General features: G+C 26.7%; 19 protein-coding genes. 16 read left to right on the top strand and 3 right to left on the bottom strand.

Annotated features, from left to right (window positions below; translation table 11 throughout):
• Nucleotides 1-47 precede the first annotated feature (47 nt).
• Complete coding sequence (gene hisJ / locus Q1K13_RS04120) at nt 48-1895, top strand: histidinol-phosphatase HisJ (protein WP_300347895.1); 1848 nt, start codon at nt 48-50, stop codon at nt 1893-1895.
• 51 nt (nt 1896-1946) lie between these two features.
• Here hisJ and Q1K13_RS04115 read toward each other — a convergent pair whose 3' ends face one another.
• Together Q1K13_RS04115 and Q1K13_RS04110 are read right to left on the bottom strand one after the other, a co-directional pair.
• Nucleotides 1947-3341, bottom strand: a complete 1395-nt coding sequence (locus Q1K13_RS04115) for a DUF4179 domain-containing protein (RefSeq protein ID WP_300347894.1) — start codon at nt 3339-3341, stop codon at nt 1947-1949.
• 1 nt (nt 3342) lies between these two features.
• Nucleotides 3343-3879 (bottom strand): sigma-70 family RNA polymerase sigma factor, encoded by a 537-nt coding sequence (locus Q1K13_RS04110; protein WP_300347893.1) that lies wholly within the window; start codon nt 3877-3879, stop codon nt 3343-3345.
• 341 nt (nt 3880-4220) lie between these two features.
• On the opposite strand from Q1K13_RS04110, the gene Q1K13_RS04105 reads away from it, so the two are divergent.
• The 4 genes from Q1K13_RS04105 to Q1K13_RS04090 all read left to right on the top strand — a co-directional run bounded on the left by Q1K13_RS04105 (nt 4221) and on the right by Q1K13_RS04090 (nt 7586).
• The gene (locus Q1K13_RS04105; RefSeq protein WP_300347892.1) at nt 4221-4415 is read left to right on the top strand and encodes a hypothetical protein; all 195 of its coding nucleotides are present in this window, start codon (nt 4221-4223) and stop codon (nt 4413-4415) included.
• Nucleotides 4416-4739: 324 nt separating this feature from the next.
• Nucleotides 4740-6032, top strand: coding sequence for an L-cysteine desulfidase family protein (locus tag Q1K13_RS04100; RefSeq protein WP_300347891.1), 1293 nt, complete (start codon nt 4740-4742; stop codon nt 6030-6032).
• A gap of 283 nt (nt 6033-6315) precedes the next feature.
• Nucleotides 6316-6873, top strand: a complete 558-nt coding sequence (locus tag Q1K13_RS04095; protein WP_300347890.1) for a tetratricopeptide repeat protein — start codon at nt 6316-6318, stop codon at nt 6871-6873.
• Between the two features lie 149 nt (nt 6874-7022).
• Nucleotides 7023-7586: a hypothetical protein gene (locus Q1K13_RS04090; RefSeq protein ID WP_300347889.1), complete on the top strand. Its 564-nt coding sequence runs from the start codon at nt 7023-7025 to the stop codon at nt 7584-7586.
• A gap of 191 nt (nt 7587-7777) precedes the next feature.
• Here the strand turns inward: Q1K13_RS04090 and Q1K13_RS04085 are convergent, their stop codons facing one another.
• Nucleotides 7778-10570, bottom strand: a complete 2793-nt coding sequence (locus Q1K13_RS04085; protein ID WP_300347887.1) for an endo-beta-N-acetylglucosaminidase — start codon at nt 10568-10570, stop codon at nt 7778-7780.
• Nucleotides 10571-10933: 363 nt separating this feature from the next.
• Here Q1K13_RS04085 and Q1K13_RS04080 point away from each other — a divergent pair, with 363 nt between their 5' ends.
• The 11 genes from Q1K13_RS04080 to Q1K13_RS04030 all read left to right on the top strand — a co-directional run bounded on the left by Q1K13_RS04080 (nt 10934) and on the right by Q1K13_RS04030 (nt 24972).
• Nucleotides 10934-11761 carry an HAD family hydrolase gene (locus tag Q1K13_RS04080; protein ID WP_300347886.1) on the top strand — a complete coding sequence of 276 codons (828 nt, stop codon included), beginning with the start codon at nt 10934-10936 and terminating at the stop codon, nt 11759-11761.
• A 156-nt stretch (nt 11762-11917) separates the two neighbouring features.
• Nucleotides 11918-12442, top strand: a complete 525-nt coding sequence (locus Q1K13_RS04075; protein ID WP_300347885.1) for a hypothetical protein — start codon at nt 11918-11920, stop codon at nt 12440-12442.
• Nucleotides 12443-12632: 190 nt separating this feature from the next.
• Nucleotides 12633-12980 carry a hypothetical protein gene (locus Q1K13_RS04070; RefSeq protein WP_300347884.1) on the top strand — a complete coding sequence of 116 codons (348 nt, stop codon included), beginning with the start codon at nt 12633-12635 and terminating at the stop codon, nt 12978-12980.
• A 138-nt stretch (nt 12981-13118) separates the two neighbouring features.
• Nucleotides 13119-14063 carry a polysaccharide deacetylase family protein gene (locus tag Q1K13_RS04065; RefSeq protein ID WP_300347883.1) on the top strand — a complete coding sequence of 315 codons (945 nt, stop codon included), beginning with the start codon at nt 13119-13121 and terminating at the stop codon, nt 14061-14063.
• 281 nt (nt 14064-14344) lie between these two features.
• The gene (gene splB / locus Q1K13_RS04060; RefSeq protein WP_300347915.1) at nt 14345-15364 is read left to right on the top strand and encodes a spore photoproduct lyase; all 1020 of its coding nucleotides are present in this window, start codon (nt 14345-14347) and stop codon (nt 15362-15364) included.
• A 194-nt stretch (nt 15365-15558) separates the two neighbouring features.
• Nucleotides 15559-16458: a hypothetical protein gene (locus Q1K13_RS04055; RefSeq protein WP_300347882.1), complete on the top strand. Its 900-nt coding sequence runs from the start codon at nt 15559-15561 to the stop codon at nt 16456-16458.
• A 332-nt stretch (nt 16459-16790) separates the two neighbouring features.
• The gene (locus tag Q1K13_RS04050) at nt 16791-18491 is read left to right on the top strand and encodes an FAD-dependent oxidoreductase (protein ID WP_300347881.1); all 1701 of its coding nucleotides are present in this window, start codon (nt 16791-16793) and stop codon (nt 18489-18491) included.
• Nucleotides 18492-18591: 100 nt separating this feature from the next.
• Entirely contained in the window at nt 18592-19227 is a 636-nt protein-coding gene (locus Q1K13_RS04045) for a Crp/Fnr family transcriptional regulator (RefSeq protein WP_300347880.1), read from the top strand.
• A gap of 204 nt (nt 19228-19431) precedes the next feature.
• The gene (locus Q1K13_RS04040; protein ID WP_300347879.1) at nt 19432-21846 is read left to right on the top strand and encodes a glycoside hydrolase family 2 protein; all 2415 of its coding nucleotides are present in this window, start codon (nt 19432-19434) and stop codon (nt 21844-21846) included.
• A gap of 598 nt (nt 21847-22444) precedes the next feature.
• Nucleotides 22445-23941, top strand: a complete 1497-nt coding sequence (locus Q1K13_RS04035; RefSeq protein WP_300347878.1) for a glycine betaine uptake BCCT transporter — start codon at nt 22445-22447, stop codon at nt 23939-23941.
• Nucleotides 23942-24222: 281 nt separating this feature from the next.
• Nucleotides 24223-24972, top strand: coding sequence for a hypothetical protein (locus Q1K13_RS04030; protein WP_300347876.1), 750 nt, complete (start codon nt 24223-24225; stop codon nt 24970-24972).
• Nucleotides 24973-24979 lie beyond the last annotated feature (7 nt).

The following is a 24979-nucleotide window of genomic DNA, read 5'->3' as shown; positions in this document are numbered from 1 at the left end:
CAAAGGTGGAGTGTTTTATTTTTATAATTGTATTAACTGGAGGTCTAATGAAAAAAGAGTATTTATATAAGTCATTGGAGCATAATGAAAATTATAGAGATGATTCTTTAAATATAGAGTGGAAAGAATATTTGGAAGATTTAGAAAATAAATCTTCTATAAATAATATTAAGATGAAAAACTCAATTAAATATATAAAAAAGATTTTAAATCAGTATGAAATAATTTTTAATGGAACTCAGGATGCTTTATTTTTAGTACAAATGCTTGAAGATGGAAATTTTTTATATATAAAAAATAATGATTCTTATCTTGAAAAATTTAATTTGAAAAGAGAAGATATTATAAATAAAACTCCTTTTGATGTCTTTGGTGATGAGTTAGGTAAGAGAGTGTCAGACCATTATAGAGAGTGTATTTTAAGTGAGAAAGTTATTATTTTTGAAGAAGAGTTAGATTTGCCAATTGGGAGAAAGGTACTTTTAACAAAGCTTACACCAATAATAGATGAGGAATATGGAAAGTTTGTAGTTGGTTCTAGAAGTGATATTACAGATATAAAAGAAATGGAATTAAAATTAAACCAAATGGCAAATTATGATAAGCTAACAAGGATTCCTAACAGAAGAATGTTCTTTAAAGAATTTAATAGAGTTTTAGAAAAAGCTAAGATGAAAAATAAAAATTTCGCAGTTTTATTTATGGATTTAGATTCCTTTAAAGAGGTAAATGATACATATGGCCATGAGGCTGGAGATAAAGTACTTGTTTCTATAACTAAGAGGATAGAATCTTGTATAAGGGAAAGTGATATTTTAGCTAGATTAGGTGGAGATGAGTTTGCAATTATACTGGATAACATAAGGAATAAAGAAGATATAGAGAGAATTATTAATAGAATTCAGTCTGAAATAAAAAAAGATATTAAACTTTTTAATGGATATTCTTGTAATGTAGATTCATCAATAGGGGTAGCTTTATATCCTGTTGATGGGAATAATATGAAAATTCTCATGAAAAATGCAGATGTTGCCATGTATAAAGTTAAAAATAATACTAAAGGAGGATATAAATTCTTTAGTAATATAGATGAATATAAGTTTAAAAGTAAAGATGGACACGTACATACTTCATATTGTCCACATGGAACAGATGATGAAATGGAAAGTTATATAATAGAAGGAATTAAATTAGGATTAAGTGAAATAAGTTTTACAGAGCATTTACCTCTACCAAGAAATTTTGATGATCCATCTCCTCTTAAGGATAGTGCTATGGATTTTAATGACTTACAGCCTTATTTAGATGAATGTGAAGAATTAAAGCTAAAGTATAGTAGTAAAATTAAAGTTAACATAGGTGTTGAAGTTGATTACATAGAGGGATATGAAGAGGAGATTAAAAAAGTTTTAGATGATTATGGTTCTTTTTTAGATGATGGTGTATTATCTGTTCATATGATTAAAGGAAGAAAAGATAAATATTACTGTATAGATTTTAGTGCTGAAGAATTTCAAAAAATTATTGATGATTTAGGTTCCTTAGAAGAGGTTTATAATAAATACTATGATACATTAATTTTAGCCTTAAATAAGGATTTAGGAGAGTATAAGCCAAAAAGAATAGGACATCTTAATTTAATAAGAAAGTTTAATAAAAATTTTCCTTATGACTATAATAAGTTTCTTCCTAAGATTGAGAATATATTAGATATTATAAAAGAAAAAGGATATGAGTTGGATTTTAATATATCAGGTTTAAGAAAAGAGGAGTGTGGAGAGCTTTATGTAGAAAAAGAAATACTTAAGCTAGCTATGGATAAGAAAATACCAATGATTTTAGGAAGTGATTCCCATTCATCAAAATATATTAAAACATTAAAAGATTTTTTGTAGATTATGATGGAGACTAAAACAAATAGTAAGTAGTAAAAAACTACTTACTATTTATTTTATTTTTATTTCTTGTAAAAAATCATATTGATTTGAAAAAATTCCATGATTTGAAATTGAAACATTAAGATCATCACTAATATTAGAGAATTCAATTATATATTCATTTTCAGAATTAGAATTTAAATAAACTTCTGGGTAATAAAGAACTTTCCCTTCATTTGTAGTAGCTATTATATTTGTTAATAAGTTTATATCAGAAGAATCACTAAGTTTAGCATGTAGCTTTAATGTTTTGTTTTTTCTTTCTAGGTTATAGAATTCTATTTTTCTATCATTAAATAATTTCAGGGTTTCATAGTAAGAAACACCATTAGTTGAGACTTTATTAGTTGAAGATTCATTAAATTCTATTAATTTTTTACCTTTTTCACTTTCATATATTTCCGAAATATCTTTTTGTGAATATTTAGGTTTAAAAACACTTAAGCCTATATTTTGGATATGATCAAAATTAGATGTCTTAAGTCCATTAAAACTTGTGGAAAATTCTCCATAAGAAATAATATTGCCTAAACTTGAAAGGGATAATGATGAAACTCCACCATACATTTTCCCATCAACAGAAAGAATAAAATTTAAATTCATAGCTGAGTCAATATAATCTTCAGAATCTTTAAATGTGAAAATATCTCCTAATATTTCACTTCCAAGAATACTTGAGTTTAATTCTTTTAATTTTATTCCATATCCTTTTAACCTTCCATTTTTTATAGGAAGATAATCAAATTCTGAGTAGCTTTTACCAAAATCAACTTTAATGTTAAAGTTACCTTCTCCAAAATCTAAAGGGGTTTCACTATCACCCAATTCATTAATATTTATATTAACAGGTGACTTTTTAGGAATTTTAGAGCTATATTTTCCCTCTATAACTTGAATTATATTATGGTCATCTATTTTATAGATTGATGAGTAGGAACTTTCTAAATATGAATTTCCAATTGAGGAAGAGATAGAAAAATTAGTATCATTCTCTTTAATAGGTTTATCACCTGTTATCTTTATGGCAATTAGTGATTTATAAGGTGTTATAAGGATTTCTTCTAAGGTATATTTTCCACCTTTAACCTCTATGGAATCTCCAATATATTTACTATAGCTAATATACTCATCATATCCTCCAAGCATTTCATATATATTACTTAAAATAGGAATATCATTAGCTTTTACTTTGGAAGTATAAAATAGAGAAGTTCCAACAAATAAGGATAATCCAGCAATTATGGCTACTTTTTTTAATTTATATTTATGAGTTTTAATATTCTTTCTATAGGTTTTTCTAATACGTTTTTTTTCTAAATCATTTAATTCTATATCTAAATTATCAAATTCATTTTCATCAACATCTAAGTTTTCTAATGCTTTAAGAAGTTCTTTGTCAGTCATTTTAAAAATCCTCCTTTTTAAAAAGATCTAAAAGTTTAATTTTACCTCTACGTATTCTATTGCTTATGGCATTTTCACTTATACCAGTTGATTTGCTTATATCTCTTATAGAGTAATCAAGAAAAAATCTTTTAAAGAATATATCTTCATTTTCTTTATTAAAGCTTTTTATTGCAGAAAGGAGTTTATCCTTAATTTCTTTATTTTCTAAGTTTGATTCTAAGTATGTTGATTTTTCTTCTTGAGCTTCAAAATGGACTGTATTTCCATGTTTTTTTTCTTTTCTAAGTAAATCTATAGCTGTATATTTTGTTATAACTATAATCCAAGCTTTAAATTTTTCATTCCCTTTATTAAAAGTATTTATATTTTTCCAGATTTTCATTAGTACATCATTTACACATTCTTCACTGAGTTCTCTATTATTTAAAATAGTATAAGCAACTTTAAAAATTAAATTTCCGTATTTATCAAAAACATAATCTAAAGCCTTAGGATTTTCTTTTTTTAGTTGTTCTATGAAATTATCATCTTGCATAAGAGAATATCCTCCTTTATTTATTAGAAAGTACATTCATAAAGTAAGTCGTAAAAATAACAAGAAATCTTTTGCCTAAAGAAATATTTTTATTTTATTTAAAATATTTCTTTTAAGAGAGGTTTAATTTTAGCTATTATTTAAAATTTACTTGAATTTTCATCTAGTTTCTTAGTTTATATAACTTTAAAGTTAAATATATTTTACAAGTTTATATAGGATAAAAATGTAAAGTTTTTATTTTGTTGTTTGAAAAAAGTTAACATAACTTTACTTTAGTAATTCAAAAAAATAGTGTATGCTTATTTTATGGTAAAATTTTACAGAAAAGAGGTGGGTTTATGATAGAAAGTAGGGTATCTAAACTTAGAAGATATAAAGCGCGGAATTTAAGATTTATTGTTTATGCTTTATGGATTATGATATTTATACTAGATATAATATTTTCAAAAGAAAATAAATTTTTAATTTTAGGAATAAATAGTGTTATATTAAGCATTTTAGTTTATTTAGAGATATATTCTAAGAAAAAATAATAGATTTAAGGCTGTTTTAAGCAGCTTTAAATCCAAATAGATAAACTTTTAAAGGGTTTATTGAACTTATAAAATTTATAAAAGTTATTGAAAGTTTTCACAGTTTATTATCTTGATTAGTTGTTATTTTTCATTTTTAATTAATGTGTAAATTATAATATATAATTCTTGTAATTGATTACAAGAATAGTTTTAAATGATATAATTAAAGTAGATTTAAAAGTAATAGGAGTCAAATAATTTTATTTATAATTATTTAACAAATTATTACATAGTTTAAAATGGTATAGAAATATTATTTACTAAGATATAGAAGGTGAGAATGTGAGAGAATTATATTTAAAAACATTGAAAAAAGAAGTAGTACCATCAGAAGGATGTACAGAACCAATAGCAATAGCTTATGCAACATCCTTATCGTCAGAACATGTAAATGGAGAAATAAAGGAAGTAAATATTTATTTAAGTAAAAATGTAATAAAAAATGCAATGGGAGTTGGAATACCAGGCACTGGTGGAGTTGGAATAGAAATAGCAGCAGCCTTAGGGATCTCAATTCAAAAATCTTATAAAAAGCTAACTATACTATCAAATTTTACAAAAGAAGAACTTAAAAAAGCAAAAGAAATTGTAAGTAATAATATTATAAACATAAATCAAAAAGACATAGATAAACCTCTTTATATAGAAGTTGAAGTTAGTGATGGAAAAGATAAATGTAAAGTAATAATTGAAGATACTCACACAAATGTTACATTAATAAAGAAGAATGAAGAGGTTATTTGTGATAATAATTGTGGTAAATGCTGTGATGAGGTTGAAGATGATTATAAGCTTTTTAGAATAAAGGATATATATGAGTTTGCTAAGAATATTGATTTTAGTGAGATAGAATTTATATTAGAAAGTGCTAGAATGAATGAGAAAGTTTCAGAAGAGGGATTAAAAAATGATTATGGACTTCAGGTTGGAAGTAAGATTCTTCAAAAAGGAACTTTTAACCTTTTTTCTAATGATGCTTCAAATAAAATAATAGCAGCCTCTGCTGCGGCTTCAGATGCAAGAATGGATGGTTGTCCAATGCCTATAATGACAACTGCTGGAAGTGGTAATCAAGGAATAGCTTGCTCAATACCAGTTTCATCAACTTCAAAACTTTTAGGAAAAAACAATGAAGATTTAGCAAGAGCTTTAGTTTTAAGTAATCTAGTTACAATTAGAATAAAAAAACATATGGGAAGATTATCTCCTTTATGTGGTGCTGGAATTGCAGGGGCGACAGGTGCTTCTTGTGGTATAACATATTTACTTGGAGGAAATTTAGAAAATATAAATTATTGTATAAATAATATGATTTCAGATTTGTCAGGAATGATATGTGATGGTGCTAAGGAAACTTGTGCATTAAAAATAGCAACAGGAACAAATGCCGCAATACAATGTGCAAATCTTGCTATAAATGGAATATCAGCAACTTCGAATGATGGAATAATTTCACAAGATGTAGAAAAAACTATAGAGAGCATAGAAACTTTAATTCAAAATGGGTTTAAAAATGTAGACGATACAATTCTTAACATAATGTTAGAAAAAAAGAAGAAAAATAATAGTAAGTAAAATAAATATTTAAGGCTATACAAAAATTTATTGGTATAGCCTTTTTATAATATAAAAATATAGAATATTTATACATAAATAGTTTTTATTAGGTATAGGGGACGTATTTAAGTAGGTCTTTGTTTAACGTTTACAATATGTTATACTTTATATAAGGAAATATTTTTTTAGTATTTTGATTAAATTTAGTATTAATAATATATTTAAGAAACTAATTTTTATATTATTAAAAAATTAGTTAGCACACGAAGGGTTAAGTTGTCACTTTTGGAGATGATAAATTATGAGAAAAGTTATAAAATGTTTAATTACAATAGGAATTATAGCAGTTTTGGGAGTTATGATTTGGAGGCATTATATTAATTTAAAAGACGAGAGGTTTAATAAATATATAGAAAATGCAAATAAGGCAATTAATAATAAAGAGTATAAGATTGCAGAAATGCTTCTAGAAAAAGCTAAAAATATTAATTCCAAAGACAAAGAAATATATATAATGCTTGATGAAATACAGTTTGATCAGGAGCAAAATCAAATATTTGATAGAGCAATTGAACTTGAAAAAATGCAAAATTATTATGAGGCTATAAACGTTTTTGAAGAAATAAGTCCAAAAGCAGAAAATTTAAGTCGTATAAGTAAAGAAGAAATAAAGAATTGTAAAAAGAAAATTATAGATGCATATGTTGAACAAGCTAATCAAGTTTTAAGTCAGGGAAACGTAGAGTATGCAAATTATTTATTAACAAAAATTAGAAATGTTGATAGTAATAGTCCTGAAATTGGAATTTTAGAGGAGAAAATAAAGAATAATATTAATAATCAGGAAAATAATAACTAAAGTATGTGTAATATTTATAGATTTAAAATATTATTTTAGTTATAATATTTTATAAAATAAATTGTTTGAATTTATTAATACACTTGATAAATAGTGAATTCAAAATTATTAATAGATTATTTAAGACAACTTAGGAGGAGAAAGAGTTAATGAAGTTACTTTTAATATATTCATCAAGAGGATTTTCATTGTCAGGAGAACAAACAGTGATATTACTAGCAATAATTTTACTTGTTTTATGTGTAATTTTTAAAATATCATCTAAAAAAACAAAAAAGTTACGTGAAGAGCTAGAAAGTATGAGAGAAGAGTATAAGAGAAAAGGTCTCGATTTTATTGATCCATATGGTTCTACCATATATTCAGGATTTATAAATAAAAATACTGATTATTACGCATACTTATTGTTATTTAGAGATAGAATTATTTTTGAGATATTAGAGGAGAAGAAGGAAGTTTTATTTAAGCATGTAAAGGAATGTAGATGTTTAACATTAGAAGAAGCAAAGGAAAAAGGGCTTTTAAATAGTTCTAACATTTCAGAGGAGAATAAAGAAAAAAAAGTAATTTACTTAAAACTAGATTCTGAAAAAAATTTATTATTTCAAGTAAATATGGAAGTTGGAACAGAAATTTTCTATAGAGAATTATGTGATTTAATAAATGAAAATAATAAAAGTGCAATTGTAGTTAAAATTTTTGAAGAGGATTAGATTTTATAAGAAAAGTATGAATTTAAAGATTTTAGTTATATTTTTATAAATACAAAAAGGACAAGTATTAGAGAAACTTGTCCTTTTATATTTAGATTAACAATTAATAAAATTCATTTGAAATTTATAGATTAAGTAAAATAAAATCATAGTCTTAATAATATTCTACTGTTTTTATTTAAATTAAAATATTATTTTAGGCTTCCTTTTACTCCTAAAACTTCAACTTCGTATATTCTTGCAGCAGAGTCTGAGCCTTGAGTTGGTTTATTTACATTAAGTCTTATATATCTAGCCTCTGTAGCTTTGAAAGAGTGAGTTGATTCTCCTAAGTTATTTCCTTCTATTTTTGCAAGTGGTTCAAAATTTTCTCCATCAAGGCTATATTCAAATGAAAAGTCTTCTGTATTCATACCAGGATTTTCTCCTCCAGCTTCAGCATGAAGTACTTTTACTCCACTTACTGTGTTAATATCACCTAAATCAATTGTTAAGGTATGAGGAGCCTTTCCAGTTGCACACCACTTAGTATCAGATTTTCCATCAACAGCGAATTTATCAGCTTCATTAGTATTTACAAAAGATGAAGCTTCAGTTTTTGCATTAAGACTTAAATTTGAAAGTCCATCAGTTATTTTATCAGAAACAGTTATGAAGTCTTCTAATATGAATTCAGTTTTAGCATGATTATTTTTAGCAACTATCTTAACATCATAAGTTCCAGGAGTTTCATATTTTATAGTTGGTGAATTTTCTGTACTTGAAGTAGTTGAAGCTCCTTCAAATGTCCACTCAACTGACTCTGTAACCTTTGAACATAGACTTTCAAACTTTATTTCTTCTCCTGGGGCAACAAGAGTTTTTGAGGCACTAAAATTAGCCTTTGGAATATTATTGTCTGGCCATTCAAAACTTGATGTAGCAGATTTTCCTCTTTCTCCCTTATTATTTACACCAACAACTTCTATATTTGTTACATTAGAAGATTCATCTCTTTGAAGAGAGTTTATGAAGAAATTTTTTGAAGGAGTAGCACCTAAGAATGATTTAGTTTTATCTGGATTTATTCTAAATATTTCATAGTGACTTAAGTCCTCTGTACTTGAAGCTTCCCATGAAAGTTTAACACCAGCTAAAGTATCATCATCTTCAAATATAGTATCTAAAACATTGACTTTTGTTACATCAGCCTTTTTAACACTAGCTTTTGAATCAAATATTTCTAATGAACCTAAGTTAATAGCAGTGTTTTTCGCATCATCTTTAGACGAAATTTTATATCCAATTGATTGAATAATTTTTCCGTCAAACTTAGAAACATCATAACTTAAAGTTTGCCAATCTTTAGTAAGAGTTTTATCAGCTTTAATAACCTCTGTTTTTCCATCTTCAAATTGAAGAACTAAGTCAAGAGATGTTCCATCTAATCCACTAGCTGCGGTTTCAAACTTTGTATTTTTAGTTATAGGAAGTTCACTGCTAAATAATTTTATTGTAGATGATGTATTTTTATTAAGATTTCCAAATAACTTAATTGAGTTACCACCATAGTATGCATTAGAAAAATCTAAAGAAGCTTTTAATTTATTTTCACCTTCATTTTCTATTATCCATCTATAAGTTGGCATTACATCAGCCATACTTCTATTATTCCAGTCAAGTTTTGAAACAAGTTTTCCATCTATAAAGAAGTTGTATCCATTACCTATATTATAATTTGTATTAAATGGAAGTGATTTAATAACTGTGTTTTCAGTTTTATAAGTAGAAATTCCTCTCCACTTAGTATCAGTAGCCTCAGTTTTTATTGATGGATTTCCATGTTCATTTACCCAGTATGAACTTTCTTTCATTTGGAATGTTTCAGGTGAATCTGATGAGAAGAAAGTCCAACTTGGACAATATAATCCAAGAGAAGTATAAGTATTATTAGCTTTTTCTTCAAGTAAATCCCATCTTACTTGAGTATTAGTACCATTAGCTTGAGTATCTATGCCAGCATAAACATCATATGGGTTGATTCCTAAATTTTCTGCAAGAACTTTAGAATTTTTTAGTAATTCTTTTTCAACAAACTTTTTATTTGTCCACCAGAAGTTTAAGAACATACTATCTGAAACTTTATTTTTTTCTCCATCAACTAAGAAGAAATCATTTTTCTCAGTAAGACCATTTTGCCAATCCATTTCTCCATCCTTTGTCATTGAGTCATACCACATAATTTCAAGCTTATCTTTGGCTTTATCTTTAAATTGTTTTATGAATTCTTGCATTAAGGTAGCGTGTTCAGCTGTTAAAGGGGTATCCTCTGTGCCTTCAGTTTCTTGGTTTATAAACCAGCCATCAAAGCCAATTTCTTCAGCAACTTTAATAAGTTTATCTATTATAGGAAAGTTTCCATTTCCATCTTTAGTAAGGAAAGTATTAAGCCATTCTATTTTTCCACCGTGTGCTGTCATTGGGAAAAATACCGTACCTAAAACAGGAACTCCGTTTGTATGAGCTGAATCAATTACATCTGGTGATGGAGGAACTATAAGACCTTCTCCAGAAGAACCTCCCCAGTAAACTAGTTTATCTATATACTGCCAATAAGAGAATGTGTTTGATGCAAATTTAGTAGTACCACGAGATGGGTTACCACTAGTATTACCATTCATTATTGATATGGCAACAACATTCATATCCTTATTTTGAGTATCATTTACTGTTTCTAATTTTTCTCTTTCAACCTTATCCTTAAGTGGAATAACACTTTTATTAAAATCTAAATTCTTATCATTTTCTGGAGTCCAGTTTAATAATTCATCTGGGAACCAGTGTGGTGAGAGAACATTGTTTGGCATAAGAAATTCTACGCCCTCTTCTGTAACTTTATATTTTGTTGAATTTGAAGTAGCTTCACTAGTTTTAGTTCCACATCCAACCATACCAAGACCAATTGAACTAACTAAAGTCAAGGCTAAAATTTTGTTTCTCTTCATAATAGTAAATCTCCTTGTTAAAAATCTTTTAGCTTAAATAATATGGATTAAATTTATCATGAAAACATTTACTGTATAAGTGGAAAAATTCTAAAAATAGTGGGTAAAAATTAAAAATAGAATTGAGTTTTTAGTTTATTAACTAAATCTTTTTATTATACTAGTTAAATTTTAAAAAAGATTTACAAATTAAAATTGATTTTATGAATTGTGAACTTTCTATAAGTTTTATTGAAAAAGAATATTAACTAATTTTTATTATATTAAGATATTGGATAAAGATTTGTAATAATAAGTATTAATGGTGTATATTAAATTAAAAAGGTAAATAATATTTAATTTATATAGAAAAGAGGGGAAAATATGGATTTATTTGTATCAGATTTAGATGGAACTTTATTAAATAAAGATCAAATCATATCAGAGTATTCAAAGAAGGAACTAAATAGGCTTATAAATACTGGGGTAAACTTTGCAATTGCAACAGCTAGAAGTCCAGCTACAGTTTCTGATATTTTAAATGGAATAGATATAAAAACTCCTGTTATTCTTATGAATGGAGTTGTAATTTATGACATTGAAAACAATAGGTATATAGATGTAAAAGAAATAGAAAAGGAAAGTGTAAAAAAAGTAATAGAAATATTAGAAGATTATAAAAAAACATTTTTTTTATATGGAATAAAAGATGATCATTTATGGGTTTATCATAAGAATTTTACATATGATTTTGAGGAAAAGTATTACATAGATAGATGTAATAAGCCATTAAAAACATTTAAAAGAGTAGAAAACTACTTAGATCTTTTAGAGGAAAATCAAATTATAAATTTTGTGTTTTTTGAAAGTGATGAAAACATAGCAAAGGAATTATTTTCTAAGATAATAGAAGTAGATGGAGTAACAGGAAATTGCTATAAGGATATATATAATGAAGGAGCCTTTTTCTTAGATGTATATAACGAAAATGCATCAAAGGCCAATGGTATAAAATTTTTAGCTGATTATATAGAACATAACAAGGTTATAACCTTTGGTGATGGAGAAAATGATATACCCATGTTTGAGATGGCAGATGAATGCTATGCATTAGATAATGCTAAAGATGAGTTAAAGTTAATTTCAACTAAGGTTATAGGAAATAATAATGAGGATGCTGTTGTTAAGTTTTTAGTAGAGAGATTGAAATAATCTATAATATAAAAGACTGAGTTATGATATTTAAAATTCAGTCTTTTATTATATTATTTTATAAAAAAAGTAAATATTGAATTAAAATGTAAATGGTGATATCATGAAGGAAATAAGTTAGTTTACTAAGTAAATTTGAGGGAAGAAGGGGTATTTTTGATTTTAAGAGTGGTTTTTTCAATATTAATAATAGTTGGATTAATTTTATATAGAAAGCATGTATTAAAAACTATTAATTTAGAGAAGAAAAATTCAGAGTCATCAGTTTTTTGTTTAGGATATGATAAGTTATCAAATTTAATGTTAATATGCTTAGCTTTTGACTTAATAGTTGGTATTATGGCAAATCCAGAGAGAGGAATTGCAAAGAATATTGTAAGTTTAGGAACGATTCTTCTTTTAGTATTAGTAATTATTTATTCCACAAAAACAAAAATAAAGAATACAATTATTATAAGAAATAAGGATTTGATCCTATTTACAAGTACAGAAAAAAGGATTAGTTTTGATGAAATTAGTGATGTAAGTATAGAAGTAACTGAAAATCCTTATGTTTATTTAATTACTTTAACTTTGAAAAATGGACAAGACTACAAAATAAGTGGTAGAGATCAATATGAAATGAATAAGACAGTAGGATTAATTAAGAAAAACATTGGTAAAGAAGTTTTAAAAGAATAAGATAAGAAAAATCTATTTTAAAGTTTAAATTTAGAGGTAATTATAATGTTTAAAATTAATCATAATTAAGTTTGATTGAGTGTTTTCATGAGAGTATAATAGGAAATAGAATAAATAATTTTATTATGTATGAAATCTTTTCTTAAAGGATATAAATATAACAATAGTATTTATATTTAAGGGGGAAAATATGTTTAGGGAAGAACTTAAAACTTCAATTATAAAGCTTGGTACAGTTGAATTTATTTTATTTGATGATGAACTAAACCTATATGCCATGACTTTATGTGAGGAATGTCAATGCGATATAATAAAAAAACTTGATATAAGTGGAAAAGATATAGAAAATTTAGAAGCAATAATAAATTCTTTAGGATATGATTTTATTTCTTTAAAACATTATTATGAAAATGGAATTTATGATGAATATGGAAATAAAATGAGTTGTTGTTGTAACAACCATTCTTATAAGATTATTAAAGTTAATTTTAACAAAGAAAAAGAAGAAGATTATTATATGGCATGGGCATCACTTTAAAAGCTACTTAAGTTAAGTAGCTTTTTGTTTTTATATTTTAGTTAAATTTTAAGAATTTTGTTTCTAAAATGTTTTTTTTTACACCTTTTCTTCTTGTAAAATTGATTTGTAAGAACAAATGAAATTGGAGGGGGAACAATGAAAAAGTATATTAAATTAGTTGCTTTTTTTGGTGCATGTTTGTGTTTAACAGCTTTTGTTGGATGTAGTTCATCTAATAAGAAAACGGTACAAGCATCAGAAAAGGTTGAGGTTACAAAAAATGAAAAAGCAGAGGATGATAATAAGGAAGAAAAGAAGGATTCAGTAGAAGAGAAAAAAGGGGTTAGTAAGGAAAAAGAGAATGGGATTAAATATCCTTCTTTTGAAGAGGATAAAAATGCAGATGATGCTAAGATGGTAGCTGATAATACAAATGGGCTTTTAAAAGGTACATTACATTATCCAGTTAGAAAAGATGGAAAGAAAGTTGCATATTTAACTTTTGATGATGGTCCATCAGTAACTAATACGCCAAAAGTTTTAGATATATTAGATAAGAATAATATTAAAGGAACATTCTTTGTAACTGGAAAATCTTTAAGTATGGGAGAAGAACCTAAGAAACTATTAAAAGAAATAGTGGAAAAAGGACATGCCATAGGAAATCATACTTTTAGTCATGATTATAAATATCTTTATCCAAATAGAAAAATGAATGTAGATAACATAATGGCAGATCTTAATAAGAATGATAAATTAATGAAAGAAATTTTAGGGGATGATTTTAAAACAAGAGTGATTAGGTTCCCAGGTGGATATTGGTCTTGGAAAGAAAGAACTCCTATGAAAAATAAAATGACTGAATTAGGAATACAAAATATAGATTGGAATGCATTAAATGCAGATGCAGAAGGAAAAAAGAAGAATGCAACTGAACTTTTAGATTTTACTAAAAAAAGTGTGGAAGCTTTAGGCCCTAATGCAGATAGTGTTGTAGTTTTAATGCATGATACATATGGAAAAGAAGAAACAGTTAAGGCTCTACAAGGAATAATAGATTATTTAAAAAGCAAAGGATTTGAATTTAAAAGTATAAAATAATAAGAAAGATATAAAAGACTATATTATTTTTAGTAATTAGCATAAAGCTATATTAAAGATAATATAGTTTTTTGTTTAATAACTTAGCATTATTCTATTTAGTTTACCTTCTTTATATTAAAGATAATATAGTTTTTTTAGATTTTGTTTAAAAATAACTTAATATTAAGATGACTAATTTGGAATAATAAAGATAAATATGTTTGAACTACTTTTAGAAAGGAGGTTTAAAGCTTAGGAGTTTGATTTTAAATCAAATGAATTTTATAGCTTTAATTAATATGTTTGTTCCAAATAGAGTGATTTTTGAAAAAGGTGCTTTAGATTATGAAATTGGAAAAGAGATATATAGAAAGTTTCAAAAAACAGATGTGGAGATAATAAAACTTAATTCAAATAGAGTTAAATCATCAATTCCAGGTGATAATCTTTATAAACAATATAGAGAAGGAAAGAAAACTTTGGTTGTTGGGATTAAGAAGAGTATGAAATTTCAAAGCTGTAAGCCATCAGCTCATTACCAGTTACCACTTGTATCAGGTTGTATGGGCAAATGTGAGTATTGTTATTTAAATACGCAATTAGGAGATAAACCTTTTGTGAGAGTCTATGTAAATACTGATGAAATATTAGATCAAGCAAAGAGGTATATGAATGAAAGAAATAATGATATTACAATATTTGAGGGAGCAGCAACCTCTGATCCTATTCCTGTGGAACCATATACTCATTCACTAGCAAAGTGTATTGAATTTTTTGGAGAAGAGGACTTAGCAAGATTTAGGTTTGTAACTAAGTATAATGATGTGGATGAACTGTTAAAATTAAAACATAATAAACATACAGAAATAAGATTTAGTATAAATACAGATAAGGTTATTAAGGAATATGAACACTCTACTTCTTCCTTAAAGCTTAGGATAGAAGCAGCGAGTAAGGTTTCTAAGGCTGGATATCCAGTAGGATTTATAATAGCTCCAGTATTCTTATATGAAAATTGGAGGGAAGAATATAGAAATCTTTTAGACATGCTTAGAAAAGAAATAAACTTAGAACAGGATGAAAATTTAGGATTTGAGATTATAAGTCATAGATATACAATAAAAGCTAAGAATAGAATACTTGAAATATTTCCAAAGACAACACTTCCTATGAAAGAAGAGGATAGAAAATTTAAATATGGCCAATTTGGATATGGAAAATATGTTTATCAAAAGGAGGAAATGCAAGAAATAAAGGATTTCTTTGAGGAGGAAATAGAAAAAAGATTTCCTATAAGTGTAATTAAATATATAATATAATCAATATAGCTTTAGAATGTAGTTAATATAAATTGGGAAAAGTGGAATTTGGTAATGTATAGAGAATTATAGGAAATAGATATAGTTTAAATAATAATAGGTAAGTGGGGAGTGTGTATTAAAGTAATTTAATTTACTTTAAAAATGTTATGATTAAGGATATTAATGAAAAGATTAAAAAGTGTAAAGAGGATATGCATTTAAAGGAAATTCTTGAAAGAAAAGTTGGAGAGCTAAATGATGAGTTAGATAAAAAAGAGATTGAGTTAAAAGTTTTAGAAAAAAACTTAGAAAAAGAATTAAAGGATGTTCAAAAATTAAAATCTCTATCATTTTCAAATTTAATGGCTAGTATTTTAAGAAATAAGGATGAAAAGTTAGAAAGAGAGGAGAGAGAATATCTAGAAGCAAAACTTAAATATGATTATTTGAAAACTAATGTAGAGAGTTTAAAAGATGATATTGAAAAAATAAATAAGAGGCTTGGAGATTTAATAAATATAGAAGATGGATATAAGAATCTTATAGAAGAGAAGAAAGAGCTTATTAAAAAGTTTAATCTTAATGTTCGAGATGAAATCTTAAAAATAGATGAAGAAAGAAATTTATTAATAAGTGAAAAAACAGAAGTTACTGAAGCCTTAAGAGAAGCCCATAATTGTATAGAGATAGGGAAAATTGTTAAAAATTCTCTAGACAGTGCACATAATTGGGGTATATATGATATTTTAGGTGGAGGAATGATTTCTTCTGCTATAAAGCATAATAGAATTGATGATGCGAAAAGAGATATTGAAAGGTTAAGTTATGCAGCAGGGATACTTAAGAAAGAGCTTGGAGATGTGGATTCATCACTGTTTAATGGAGAATTAGATATTAGTGGTTTCTCATATACTTTTGATATATTCTTTGATAATATATTTAGTGATATTTCTGTTCAAAGTGAAGTTAACAGAGCTTTAGATAAGGTTAATGATTTTATAAGTAAAGTAGAGAGATTAATAATTGATTTAGAAGAAAGAGATGGGAAAATAGATATAAAAATAAATACATTGAATTATAAATTAAATGAGATAATAGAGAGTGTAGACTAAGTTTACAAGGGATGATTAAGAGTAAGTAAAAAAGACTTACTCTTTTTTTATATTATTCTAAGTTTCATTAAATTTTATCATTAAATTAAAAAGAAGCTTAGATTTTATATTAGTTCTTAATTTGTGTGACTAAGTCACATAAATTTAAAATATTTAGATTTATAATACTAACATAAGGATTAGCATCACCACCTGTATAGATGGGAGAATTCTCTAAAATTTTGTTAAATAAAATATTTAAAGATTTTTTAATATACAAATGGATAAAAAAATATTAAAACATAAAAATATAGTTATCAAGCAAAATTTATATAAGTTTGGAGGAAAAAATTATGGGAAGAAAGATTTTAATAGTTGGGGGAGTTGCAGGAGGAGCCTCAACTGCAGCAAGACTTAGAAGACTTAGTGAAGAGGATAGAATTATAATGTTTGAAAAAGGGCCTCATGTATCATTTTCAAACTGTGCACTTCCATATCATTTAAGTGGCACAATAGGAGAAGCTAATAGACTTGTTCTTATGAGTCCAGAGAAATTTTTAAAACAGTACAATATAGAAGCAAGAGTAAATAATGAAGTTATTTCAATAAATAGAGAAGATAAATTAGTTAAAATAAAGGATTTAATAACTGGAGAGATTTATGAAGAATATTATGATAAGTTGGTTTTATCACCAGGTGCAAAACCAATAATTCCTAATATAGATGGGATAGATAAGGTAAATGTATTTACTATAAGAAATGTTGTAGATATAGATAAACTAAATAGATTTATTAAGGATAATGATATTAAAGATGTTGCAGTTATTGGTGGGGGATATATTGGAGTTGAGGCTGCTGAAAATTTAAATAAAGCAGGATACAATGTAAGCTTAATAGAAGCAACTGACCAAATATTAAAGCCATTTGATTATGATATGGTTCAAATTTTGCATAAAGAAATATATGACCATGGAATAAATTTAGTTGTTGGAGATAAAGTAACTTCATTTGGTGAAAACAAGGTTTTACTTCAATCAGGAAAAGAGATTAAAGCTTGTGCTGTGGTTATGGCAATAGGGGTTTCACCTGAAACTAATCTTGCAAGAAAGGCTGGTTTAGAAATAGGAGAAACAGGGGCTTTGAGTGTAGACCAAAACTATAGAACTATTGATAAGGATATATATGCAGTTGGTGATGCAATTGAGGTTTACAATTCATTGACTAATTCTAAAGCTAAGATTTCTTTGGCTGGGCCAGCTCAGAAGGAAGCTAGAAGTGTGGCAGACCATATAAATGGATTACCAGTTTTAAATAAAGGGTATATTGGTTCATCAGCAATAAAAGTATTTGAGTATAATGGGGCATCAACTGGATTAAATGAAAGTTTAATTAAGGCTTTAGATATGAAGCTTCAATATGGAATAGTTAGAATTGCAGTTTCTGATAAGGTTGGAATTATGCCAGGAAGTAGTGTTATGCACTTTAAATTAGTTTATGAAATTCCAACAGGAAGAATATTAGGAGCACAGGCCATAGGAAAAGGAAATGCAACTAAGAGGGTAGATGTAATTGCCACAGCTATAAAATTTGGTGCAACAGTAGATGATTTAAGAGATTTAGAACTTTGTTATGCTCCACCATTTTCAACAGCTAAGGATGTAGTAAACTATGCAGGATATATAGGTTCAAACCTTTTAAGAGGAACATTTAAACAAGTGAATGTTGACAAAGTTAGAGAGTTAGTAGAATCAGGAGCTTATATTATAGATGTTAGAGAAGAAGGAGAATTTGAAAGAGGACATATAAAAGGGGCTAAAAATATTCCTTTAAGTCAATTAAGAGAAAGAGTTAATGAAGTTCCAAAGGATATACCAGTATATGTTCATTGTAGATCAGGACAAAGGAGTTACAATGCAACACTAGCCTTACAAAACCTAGGATATGATAATATAACTAATATAACAGGTAGTTTCTTAGAAATTTCTTTATATGAATATTTTAATGATAAAACTATGGATAGAAAGCCTATAGTTACAGAATATAACTTTAATTAATTGTATAATAAAAGGGCATGTATCAAAATAATTTTTATTATTATACTTTGATACAGCTCTTTTTTCATTTTTAAATTAAACAGAAAAGGTGGTATTTTACTTGGATAATAATAAGCAGATTTTATATGAAACTTATCCTTTTTTAATGGATATAAATATAAAAAGCAAGGGAGTTTTTGATGAAAAACTTATAGGCGTTAAATTAAAAAGCAATGAATTTATAAAAACTGGTGAGGAAAAAGTTTGTGCTGGAGTTCCTTTTGTAATTAAGGGAGAGCTTAAAATACAAAGAATAAATGAAGATGGAGATGAAACAAGTTTATATACAATAAAAAGAGGGGAGTTATGTCATGAGGCTTTAGGTTGTTTTATGAATTGTCTACCGCTTAATATTGAAGCTTATGCTCTTTATGATTCAGATATATTTATAGTTCCAGCTGAAGTTGTAAAGTTATTTTTATTTAATGATATAGATTTTATTAAATTCTTATATAAGGATTTATATTCAAAATTTAATAGAATTATAGATAAAAATGAGGATATAATTCATGAATCTTTAGATAGTAGATTAATGAACTTTTTGAATGGAAAAAATAGTAAGAATATATATATAACTCACAAAGAGATAGCTAAGGAAATAGGTTCTTCTAGAGAGGTTATAAGTAGAAAATTGAAGAGGCTTGAAAAAGAAGGCGTGCTAACTTTATCAAGAGGTAAAATCACTATGAATGAATAGAAAAATAAGTTTACTTTTAAAGTTTTAAAATAAATATATATTTGATATAAATGTTAAATTTGTATACATTTAATAAAAAAATAGGTGATTTAATATGAAGTAAGTTAAATTTAAAAGAAAGTTCATAATAAAAGAGTGTATAATTAAGATGGAAATAATTTACTTATAATATATTTAGTTAATTGAAAGATTAGGAGGTAATTTATGAGAAAAGTTTCACATCTTAATAATAAATGGTTTTATGCAAATGATTACAAGGAAGAGTATTTAGAGAATAGTTTTGATTTTAGTAGGTTTGAAAGTGTAGATTTACCACATACAAATAAAATGCTTCCATACAACTATTTTAATGAAAAAGAGTACCAATTTGTTTCTACCTATTTTAAGACATTAACTTTTGGCGAAGAGGTTAAAGGAAAGCGAGTATTTGTAGACTTTGAAGGTGTTATGATGGCTTGTGAAGTTTACATGAATGGGGTCTATGTTGGCTCTCATAAAGGTGGCTATACTAATTTTTCTATTGATATAACAGAAACTCTAAAAATTGGAGAGAAAAATTTGTTAAAGGTTGTTGTTGATTCAACAGAAAGAGGGGATATACCTCCTCATGGATATGTTGTTGATTATTTAACTTATGGTGGAATATATAGAGAAGTTTCCTTAAGAATAGTTGAACCTGTCTATATAAATAATATATATGCAAGAGCATATGACTGTTTAAAACCTGAAAAAAGATTACAACTTGATATTGAAATTAATAATTTTTATGAAGAGAGAAAAGATATTGATATATTAGTGGAATTTGGTGATGATACTTTTGACAATGTTTTAAGAATGACTTTACCAATAAATGGTGGAGAAAATTTAAAGAAGATAGAAATAGGTGAATTAAGCAGCATAGAGCTTTGGGACATAGATAATCCTAAGCTTTATGAAATTAAAGTTAAACTTATAAATGAATTAGGAATAATAGATGAATACAAGGATACATTTGGATTTAGAGAGGCTGAATTTAAAGGGGATGGATTCTATTTAAATGGAAGAAGATTAAAGCTTATAGGATTAAATCGTCATCAAGCTTATCCATATGTAGGATATGCAATGCCAGAGAGAGTTCAAAGGAAGGATGCTGATATATTAAAGTATGAATTAGGACTTAATATAGTAAGAACTTCTCACTATCCTCAATCAGTACATTTTTTAAAAAGATGTGATGAGATTGGATTGTTAGTTTTTGAAGAGATTCCAGGATGGCAGCATATAGGTGATGAAGCTTGGCAAGAAATAGCTATTAAAAATGTAGAAGAAATGGTAAAGAGAGATTATAATAGACCATCTATAATTTTATGGGGGGTTAGAATTAATGAGTCTGGTGATAGTCATGAATTCTACACAAAAACTAATAAGATGGCTAAGAGTTTAGATCCAGTAAGACAAACAGGGGGAGTGAGATATTTAACAGGTAGTGATTTCATAGAGGATGTTTATACCATGAATGACTTTATCCATAATGGAGGAGAAAAGGTATTAAGAACTCAATCAGAAGTTACTGGACAACCTAAAAAAGTACCTTACTTAGTAACAGAGTATAATGGACATATGTATCCAACTAAGACTTTTGATCAAGAGTGTAAGAGGGTTGAACATGCTTATAGACATTTAAGAGTTATAAATGAAGCTTTTGGATTAGATGAAGTAAGCGGTGCTATTGGATGGTGTGCTTTTGATTATAATACTCATAGTACTTTTGGTTCAAGTGATAAGATTTGTTATCATGGAGTTTCTGATATGTTTAGAAATCCTAAATATGCTGCATATTCTTATGGAAGTCAAAAGGAGGCAGAAAAAGGTATTATATTAGAACCAATTTCATTAGGTGCAAAAGGTGAAAGAGATGGGGGAGCTATACTTCCTTTCTCAGTTCTTACAAATTGTGATTATATAAAAGTCTTTAAAGATGAAATTTATATAGATACCTACTATCCAAATAAAGAAAAATTCCCTAATTTACCTCATCCTCCAATAGAGGTTACTCATATTTTAGAAATGGATTCTAATCTAAAACTTAAAGATGAGGATAAGGATGAATTAAGAAAATTTGCATTAAATAAGATGGAAAATGCTAATTTAACAAATTTTACTGAAGAGGACTATAAATATATAGAAGATTTTAGTAATAGAGTTGGTGCACCAGTATTTAAAATAATGTCTATAATTTATAGAATAGCTGGTGGATGGGGAGATAAGGAAAACTCTCTATGTATTAAAGGTTTCATAAATCATAAGGAAGTAGCTTCAAAAGATATTGGAGAATTAAGATGGATGGATAAACTTTGTGTAATTCCAGATGATTTTGAACTTTCATTAAATAAATCAAGCTATGATGCAACAAGAGTAGTTGTTAAGCTTTTAGATAATATGGGAGAAGTTATGTTCTTCAATAATGATTTAGTTGAAGTTGAAATAGATGGACCAATAAGCATACTAGGACCTAGTAAATTTGGTATATCAGGTGGATCTACTGCATTCTGGGTAAGAACTCATGAAAAGGCAGGAACTTGCAAAATAAAAGTTAAGAGTATGTACTTTGAAAAAGAGGTTGTTATTGAAGTAAAATAGAAATATGTAGCCCCTATGAAATCCTAAAAGTTAGAATTAATAGGGGCTATTTTTTAGGAGGGGGCATTTATTAATGAGTTTTTTTAAGAATAAAAATATAATTACAGTTTTAATTAGTATAATAATGTTTTTGTATTTTATTTTAGCCCTAAATTATTCTCTGATATGGTTTACTAGCTTAGGAAGTGAAAATTTATCAATAGTTGATTTTTTATTAATAAGCTTAATTTCTATGTGGCCATATTTAGTAACTATATTATTAGGAGTTTTTAATATATTAAAATTTAGTTTATTAAACTATAAAGTTTTTTACTATATAACAGCTTTAGTAGTATTATGTTGCTTTTATTTAATTAATAAATTGCCTCAAAATTTTATGAGTAATTATTAAAACAGAACCTAAAAGAAAAATGTATCATACTAATTTTTATTTAGTATGATACATTTTTTATTTGAATTAAAAAGGGAAGGACACTTAACTAAAAGAAGTAAGAGGTCTATTAATAGTATCCTCAAATAAAGTATAAATATCCTATGAATATTTTTCTATTATTTAAACAAAATAAAATATGAATATTTAGAATATGGGGTGTTTTTTATGGTATTTTATATATCTGTTATTTTAATTGGATTATTTGTTTTGTGGGGATTATTATCACCAGAAGGATTAGCAAGTACTGCTAATATGGCATTAAAATTTACTACAGATAAATTTGGCTGGTTATTTTTGATAGTTACATTCACCATATTGATTTTTATAATTTGGATTGCTTGTAGTAAATATGGAAACTTGAAGCTGGGAGCAGATGATGATAAACCTCAGTTTAAAAATATAACTTGGTTTGGAATGTTATTTAGTGCAGGAATGGGAATTGGTCTTATATTTTGGGGGGTAGCAGAACCTTTAGATCATTATGTTTATCCTCCTGTAGGGGTTGTACCATTAACAGCCAATGCGGCAAACACAGCTATGGTTTATTCATTTTTTCACTGGGGATTACATGCTTGGGCAATTTATTCCTTAGTAGGATTAACAATTGCATATTTTAGGTTTAGAAAAGGAAAAAGTCTTTTAATAAGTTCAACTTTAGAACCTTTATTAGGGGCAGGAAAAAATTCTAAGACTGCAAAGTTAATAGATATATTAGCAATAATAGCCACTGCTTTTGGGGTGGCAACATCACTAGGTTTAGGGGCACTTCAAATTAATGGAGGGCTAAATAATATATTTGGTTTACCTATAAATAACCTAAATCAAATATTGATTATTGGGGCCTCTACCGTTTTATTTATGCTTTCAGCATCAACAGGATTAGAAAAAGGAATAAAAATACTTAGTAATATAAATATAGCAATAGCCATTATTTTAATGTTGTTTGTTTTTATAACAGGACCTACTTCAAATATTTTAGAGATATTTACTAATACTTTAGGTGGATATTTTCAAAATATAATAGAATTAAGCTTGAACCTTACTCCTTTTAGAGAATCAAAATGGATTTCAAACTGGACTTTATTTTATTGGGCTTGGTGGATTGCTTGGTCTCCATTCGTAGGTGTTTTTATAGCAAGAATATCAAAAGGTAGGACAATAAGAGAGTTTGTTCTTGGGGTATTACTTGTTCCATCAGTATTTAGTTTTATATGGTTTTCAGTATTTGGAGGAACAGCATTAAATCTTCAAAGAAATACAAATTTAGATTTAACAAAATTAGTTGAAACAGATATAACATCAACATTATTTGTGACATTAAGAAGTCTTCCTTTTGGTGTAATAATAAGCATTGTTGCAATAATATTAATTGTAACATTCTTTGTTTCATCTGCTGATTCAGCTACCTTTGTACTTGGAATGTTTAGTTCTAAAGGATCAATGAAACCTTCAACTAAGGTTAAATTAATATGGGGTATACTTCAATCACTAATTGCAATAGCTTTACTTTTAAGTGGAGGACTTAGTGGACTTCAAACTATGTCAATAGTTACGGCATTTCCTTTTAGTATAATTTTAATAGTTATGATGATTTCTTTTTTAAAGGAAATTAAAAAGGAAAAAATAGTTGGAAAAATAAAGTATAAAAATGAGAGAAAGTAATTTTATATAAATTATGCAACATAAGAATTCTTAAAATAACATAGAATAAGATGATTTAATTATAATTTAAATAATTAAATCATCTTATTCTGTAAAAAAATACAAAAATAAAGAAAGTATGTTTACAAAACATGGGATTTATGCTACATTAAAGATAGTTATTGAAAGTTACTGTTTTTTAGAAAATTACGTAACAATGTTACGTAATTAATCATATAAATTAGTATATAAAACTTTGAATAGGGAAATAAAATTGTTTTTACTTGAAAAGAATTGTAATAATGTTACGATATGAGGAAGGCGATGAAATAATGTCAAATGATATGAGATTATCAGGTAGGTGTAAAGTTAATGGTGGAGAGTATAATCATATAGAAATGGCTGGATACGGAAAGATAACTGGTGAGGTAAAAGCTAATTCAATAGATTTAGCGGGATATACTAAGGCTTTGAAAAATATTAATGTAAGTTATTTAAGTACAGCAGGTAAATTTAAGGTGGCTGGAAATATTAGGTCTAAAGAGGAAATAATTACTGCAGGAACTTTTAAAGCTTTGAAAAATATAGAAGGAAAGAGAATTTTCCTTGGTGGTTCATTTAAGTGTTTAGGGGATATGGCTTTTGATTTTTTAGATATTAAGGGAAATATAAAATGTAATGGGAATTGTGAAGGAAGAAAGGTTTTAGGAGAAGGAAGAATAAGAATAGGTGGATTATTATCAGCAGATGAAATTGAAATTAAGCTTTCAGGAACCTCAATTATAAATGAAATTGGGGGAGAAAAGATAAAGATAGAAGAAGGGAATAAACAAAATATAAAAATAGGAGCTTTAAAGTACAAGCAAAAAGCTTTATTAAATTGTAAAAGTATTGAAGGCGATTATATAACACTTCAAAATACTAATGCGAAAATAGTTAGAGGGAAAAATATAACCATAGGAAAAAATTGTATTATAGATAAAGTAGAATATTCAGGTGAGTTAAAGGTTAAAGAGGGATGTTTAATAAAAGAAAGGGTTAAAATTTATTAAAAGGAGT

Origin of the sequence: Clostridium sp. (genome assembly GCF_029267215.1) — a bacterium.
Lineage (GTDB): Bacteria > Bacillota > Clostridia > Clostridiales > Clostridiaceae > Sarcina.
The sequence above is the reverse complement of the archived record's forward strand: the minus strand, read 5'-3'. Positions and strand labels throughout refer to the sequence as shown.

Excerpts from the sequence above, each read along its gene's own strand:
- hisJ (WP_300347895.1), top strand. The coding sequence starts at position 48 with ATGAAAAAAGAGTATTTATATAAGTCATTGGAGCATAATGAAAATTAT.
- Q1K13_RS04115 (WP_300347894.1), bottom strand. The coding sequence starts at position 3,341 with ATGACTGACAAAGAACTTCTTAAAGCATTAGAAAACTTAGATGTTGAT.
- Q1K13_RS04110 (WP_300347893.1), bottom strand. The coding sequence starts at position 3,879 with ATGCAAGATGATAATTTCATAGAACAACTAAAAAAAGAAAATCCTAAG.
- Q1K13_RS04105 (WP_300347892.1), top strand. The coding sequence starts at position 4,221 with ATGATAGAAAGTAGGGTATCTAAACTTAGAAGATATAAAGCGCGGAAT.
- Q1K13_RS04095 (WP_300347890.1), top strand. The coding sequence starts at position 6,316 with ATGAGAAAAGTTATAAAATGTTTAATTACAATAGGAATTATAGCAGTT.
- Q1K13_RS04090 (WP_300347889.1), top strand. The coding sequence starts at position 7,023 with ATGAAGTTACTTTTAATATATTCATCAAGAGGATTTTCATTGTCAGGA.
- Q1K13_RS04085 (WP_300347887.1), bottom strand. The coding sequence starts at position 10,570 with ATGAAGAGAAACAAAATTTTAGCCTTGACTTTAGTTAGTTCAATTGGT.
- Q1K13_RS04080 (WP_300347886.1), top strand. The coding sequence starts at position 10,934 with ATGGATTTATTTGTATCAGATTTAGATGGAACTTTATTAAATAAAGAT.
- Q1K13_RS04070 (WP_300347884.1), top strand. The coding sequence starts at position 12,633 with ATGTTTAGGGAAGAACTTAAAACTTCAATTATAAAGCTTGGTACAGTT.
- Q1K13_RS04065 (WP_300347883.1), top strand. The coding sequence starts at position 13,119 with ATGAAAAAGTATATTAAATTAGTTGCTTTTTTTGGTGCATGTTTGTGT.
- splB (WP_300347915.1), top strand. The coding sequence starts at position 14,345 with ATGTTTGTTCCAAATAGAGTGATTTTTGAAAAAGGTGCTTTAGATTAT.
- Q1K13_RS04055 (WP_300347882.1), top strand. The coding sequence starts at position 15,559 with ATGCATTTAAAGGAAATTCTTGAAAGAAAAGTTGGAGAGCTAAATGAT.
- Q1K13_RS04050 (WP_300347881.1), top strand. The coding sequence starts at position 16,791 with ATGGGAAGAAAGATTTTAATAGTTGGGGGAGTTGCAGGAGGAGCCTCA.
- Q1K13_RS04040 (WP_300347879.1), top strand. The coding sequence starts at position 19,432 with ATGAGAAAAGTTTCACATCTTAATAATAAATGGTTTTATGCAAATGAT.
- Q1K13_RS04035 (WP_300347878.1), top strand. The coding sequence starts at position 22,445 with ATGGTATTTTATATATCTGTTATTTTAATTGGATTATTTGTTTTGTGG.
- Q1K13_RS04030 (WP_300347876.1), top strand. The coding sequence starts at position 24,223 with ATGTTACGATATGAGGAAGGCGATGAAATAATGTCAAATGATATGAGA.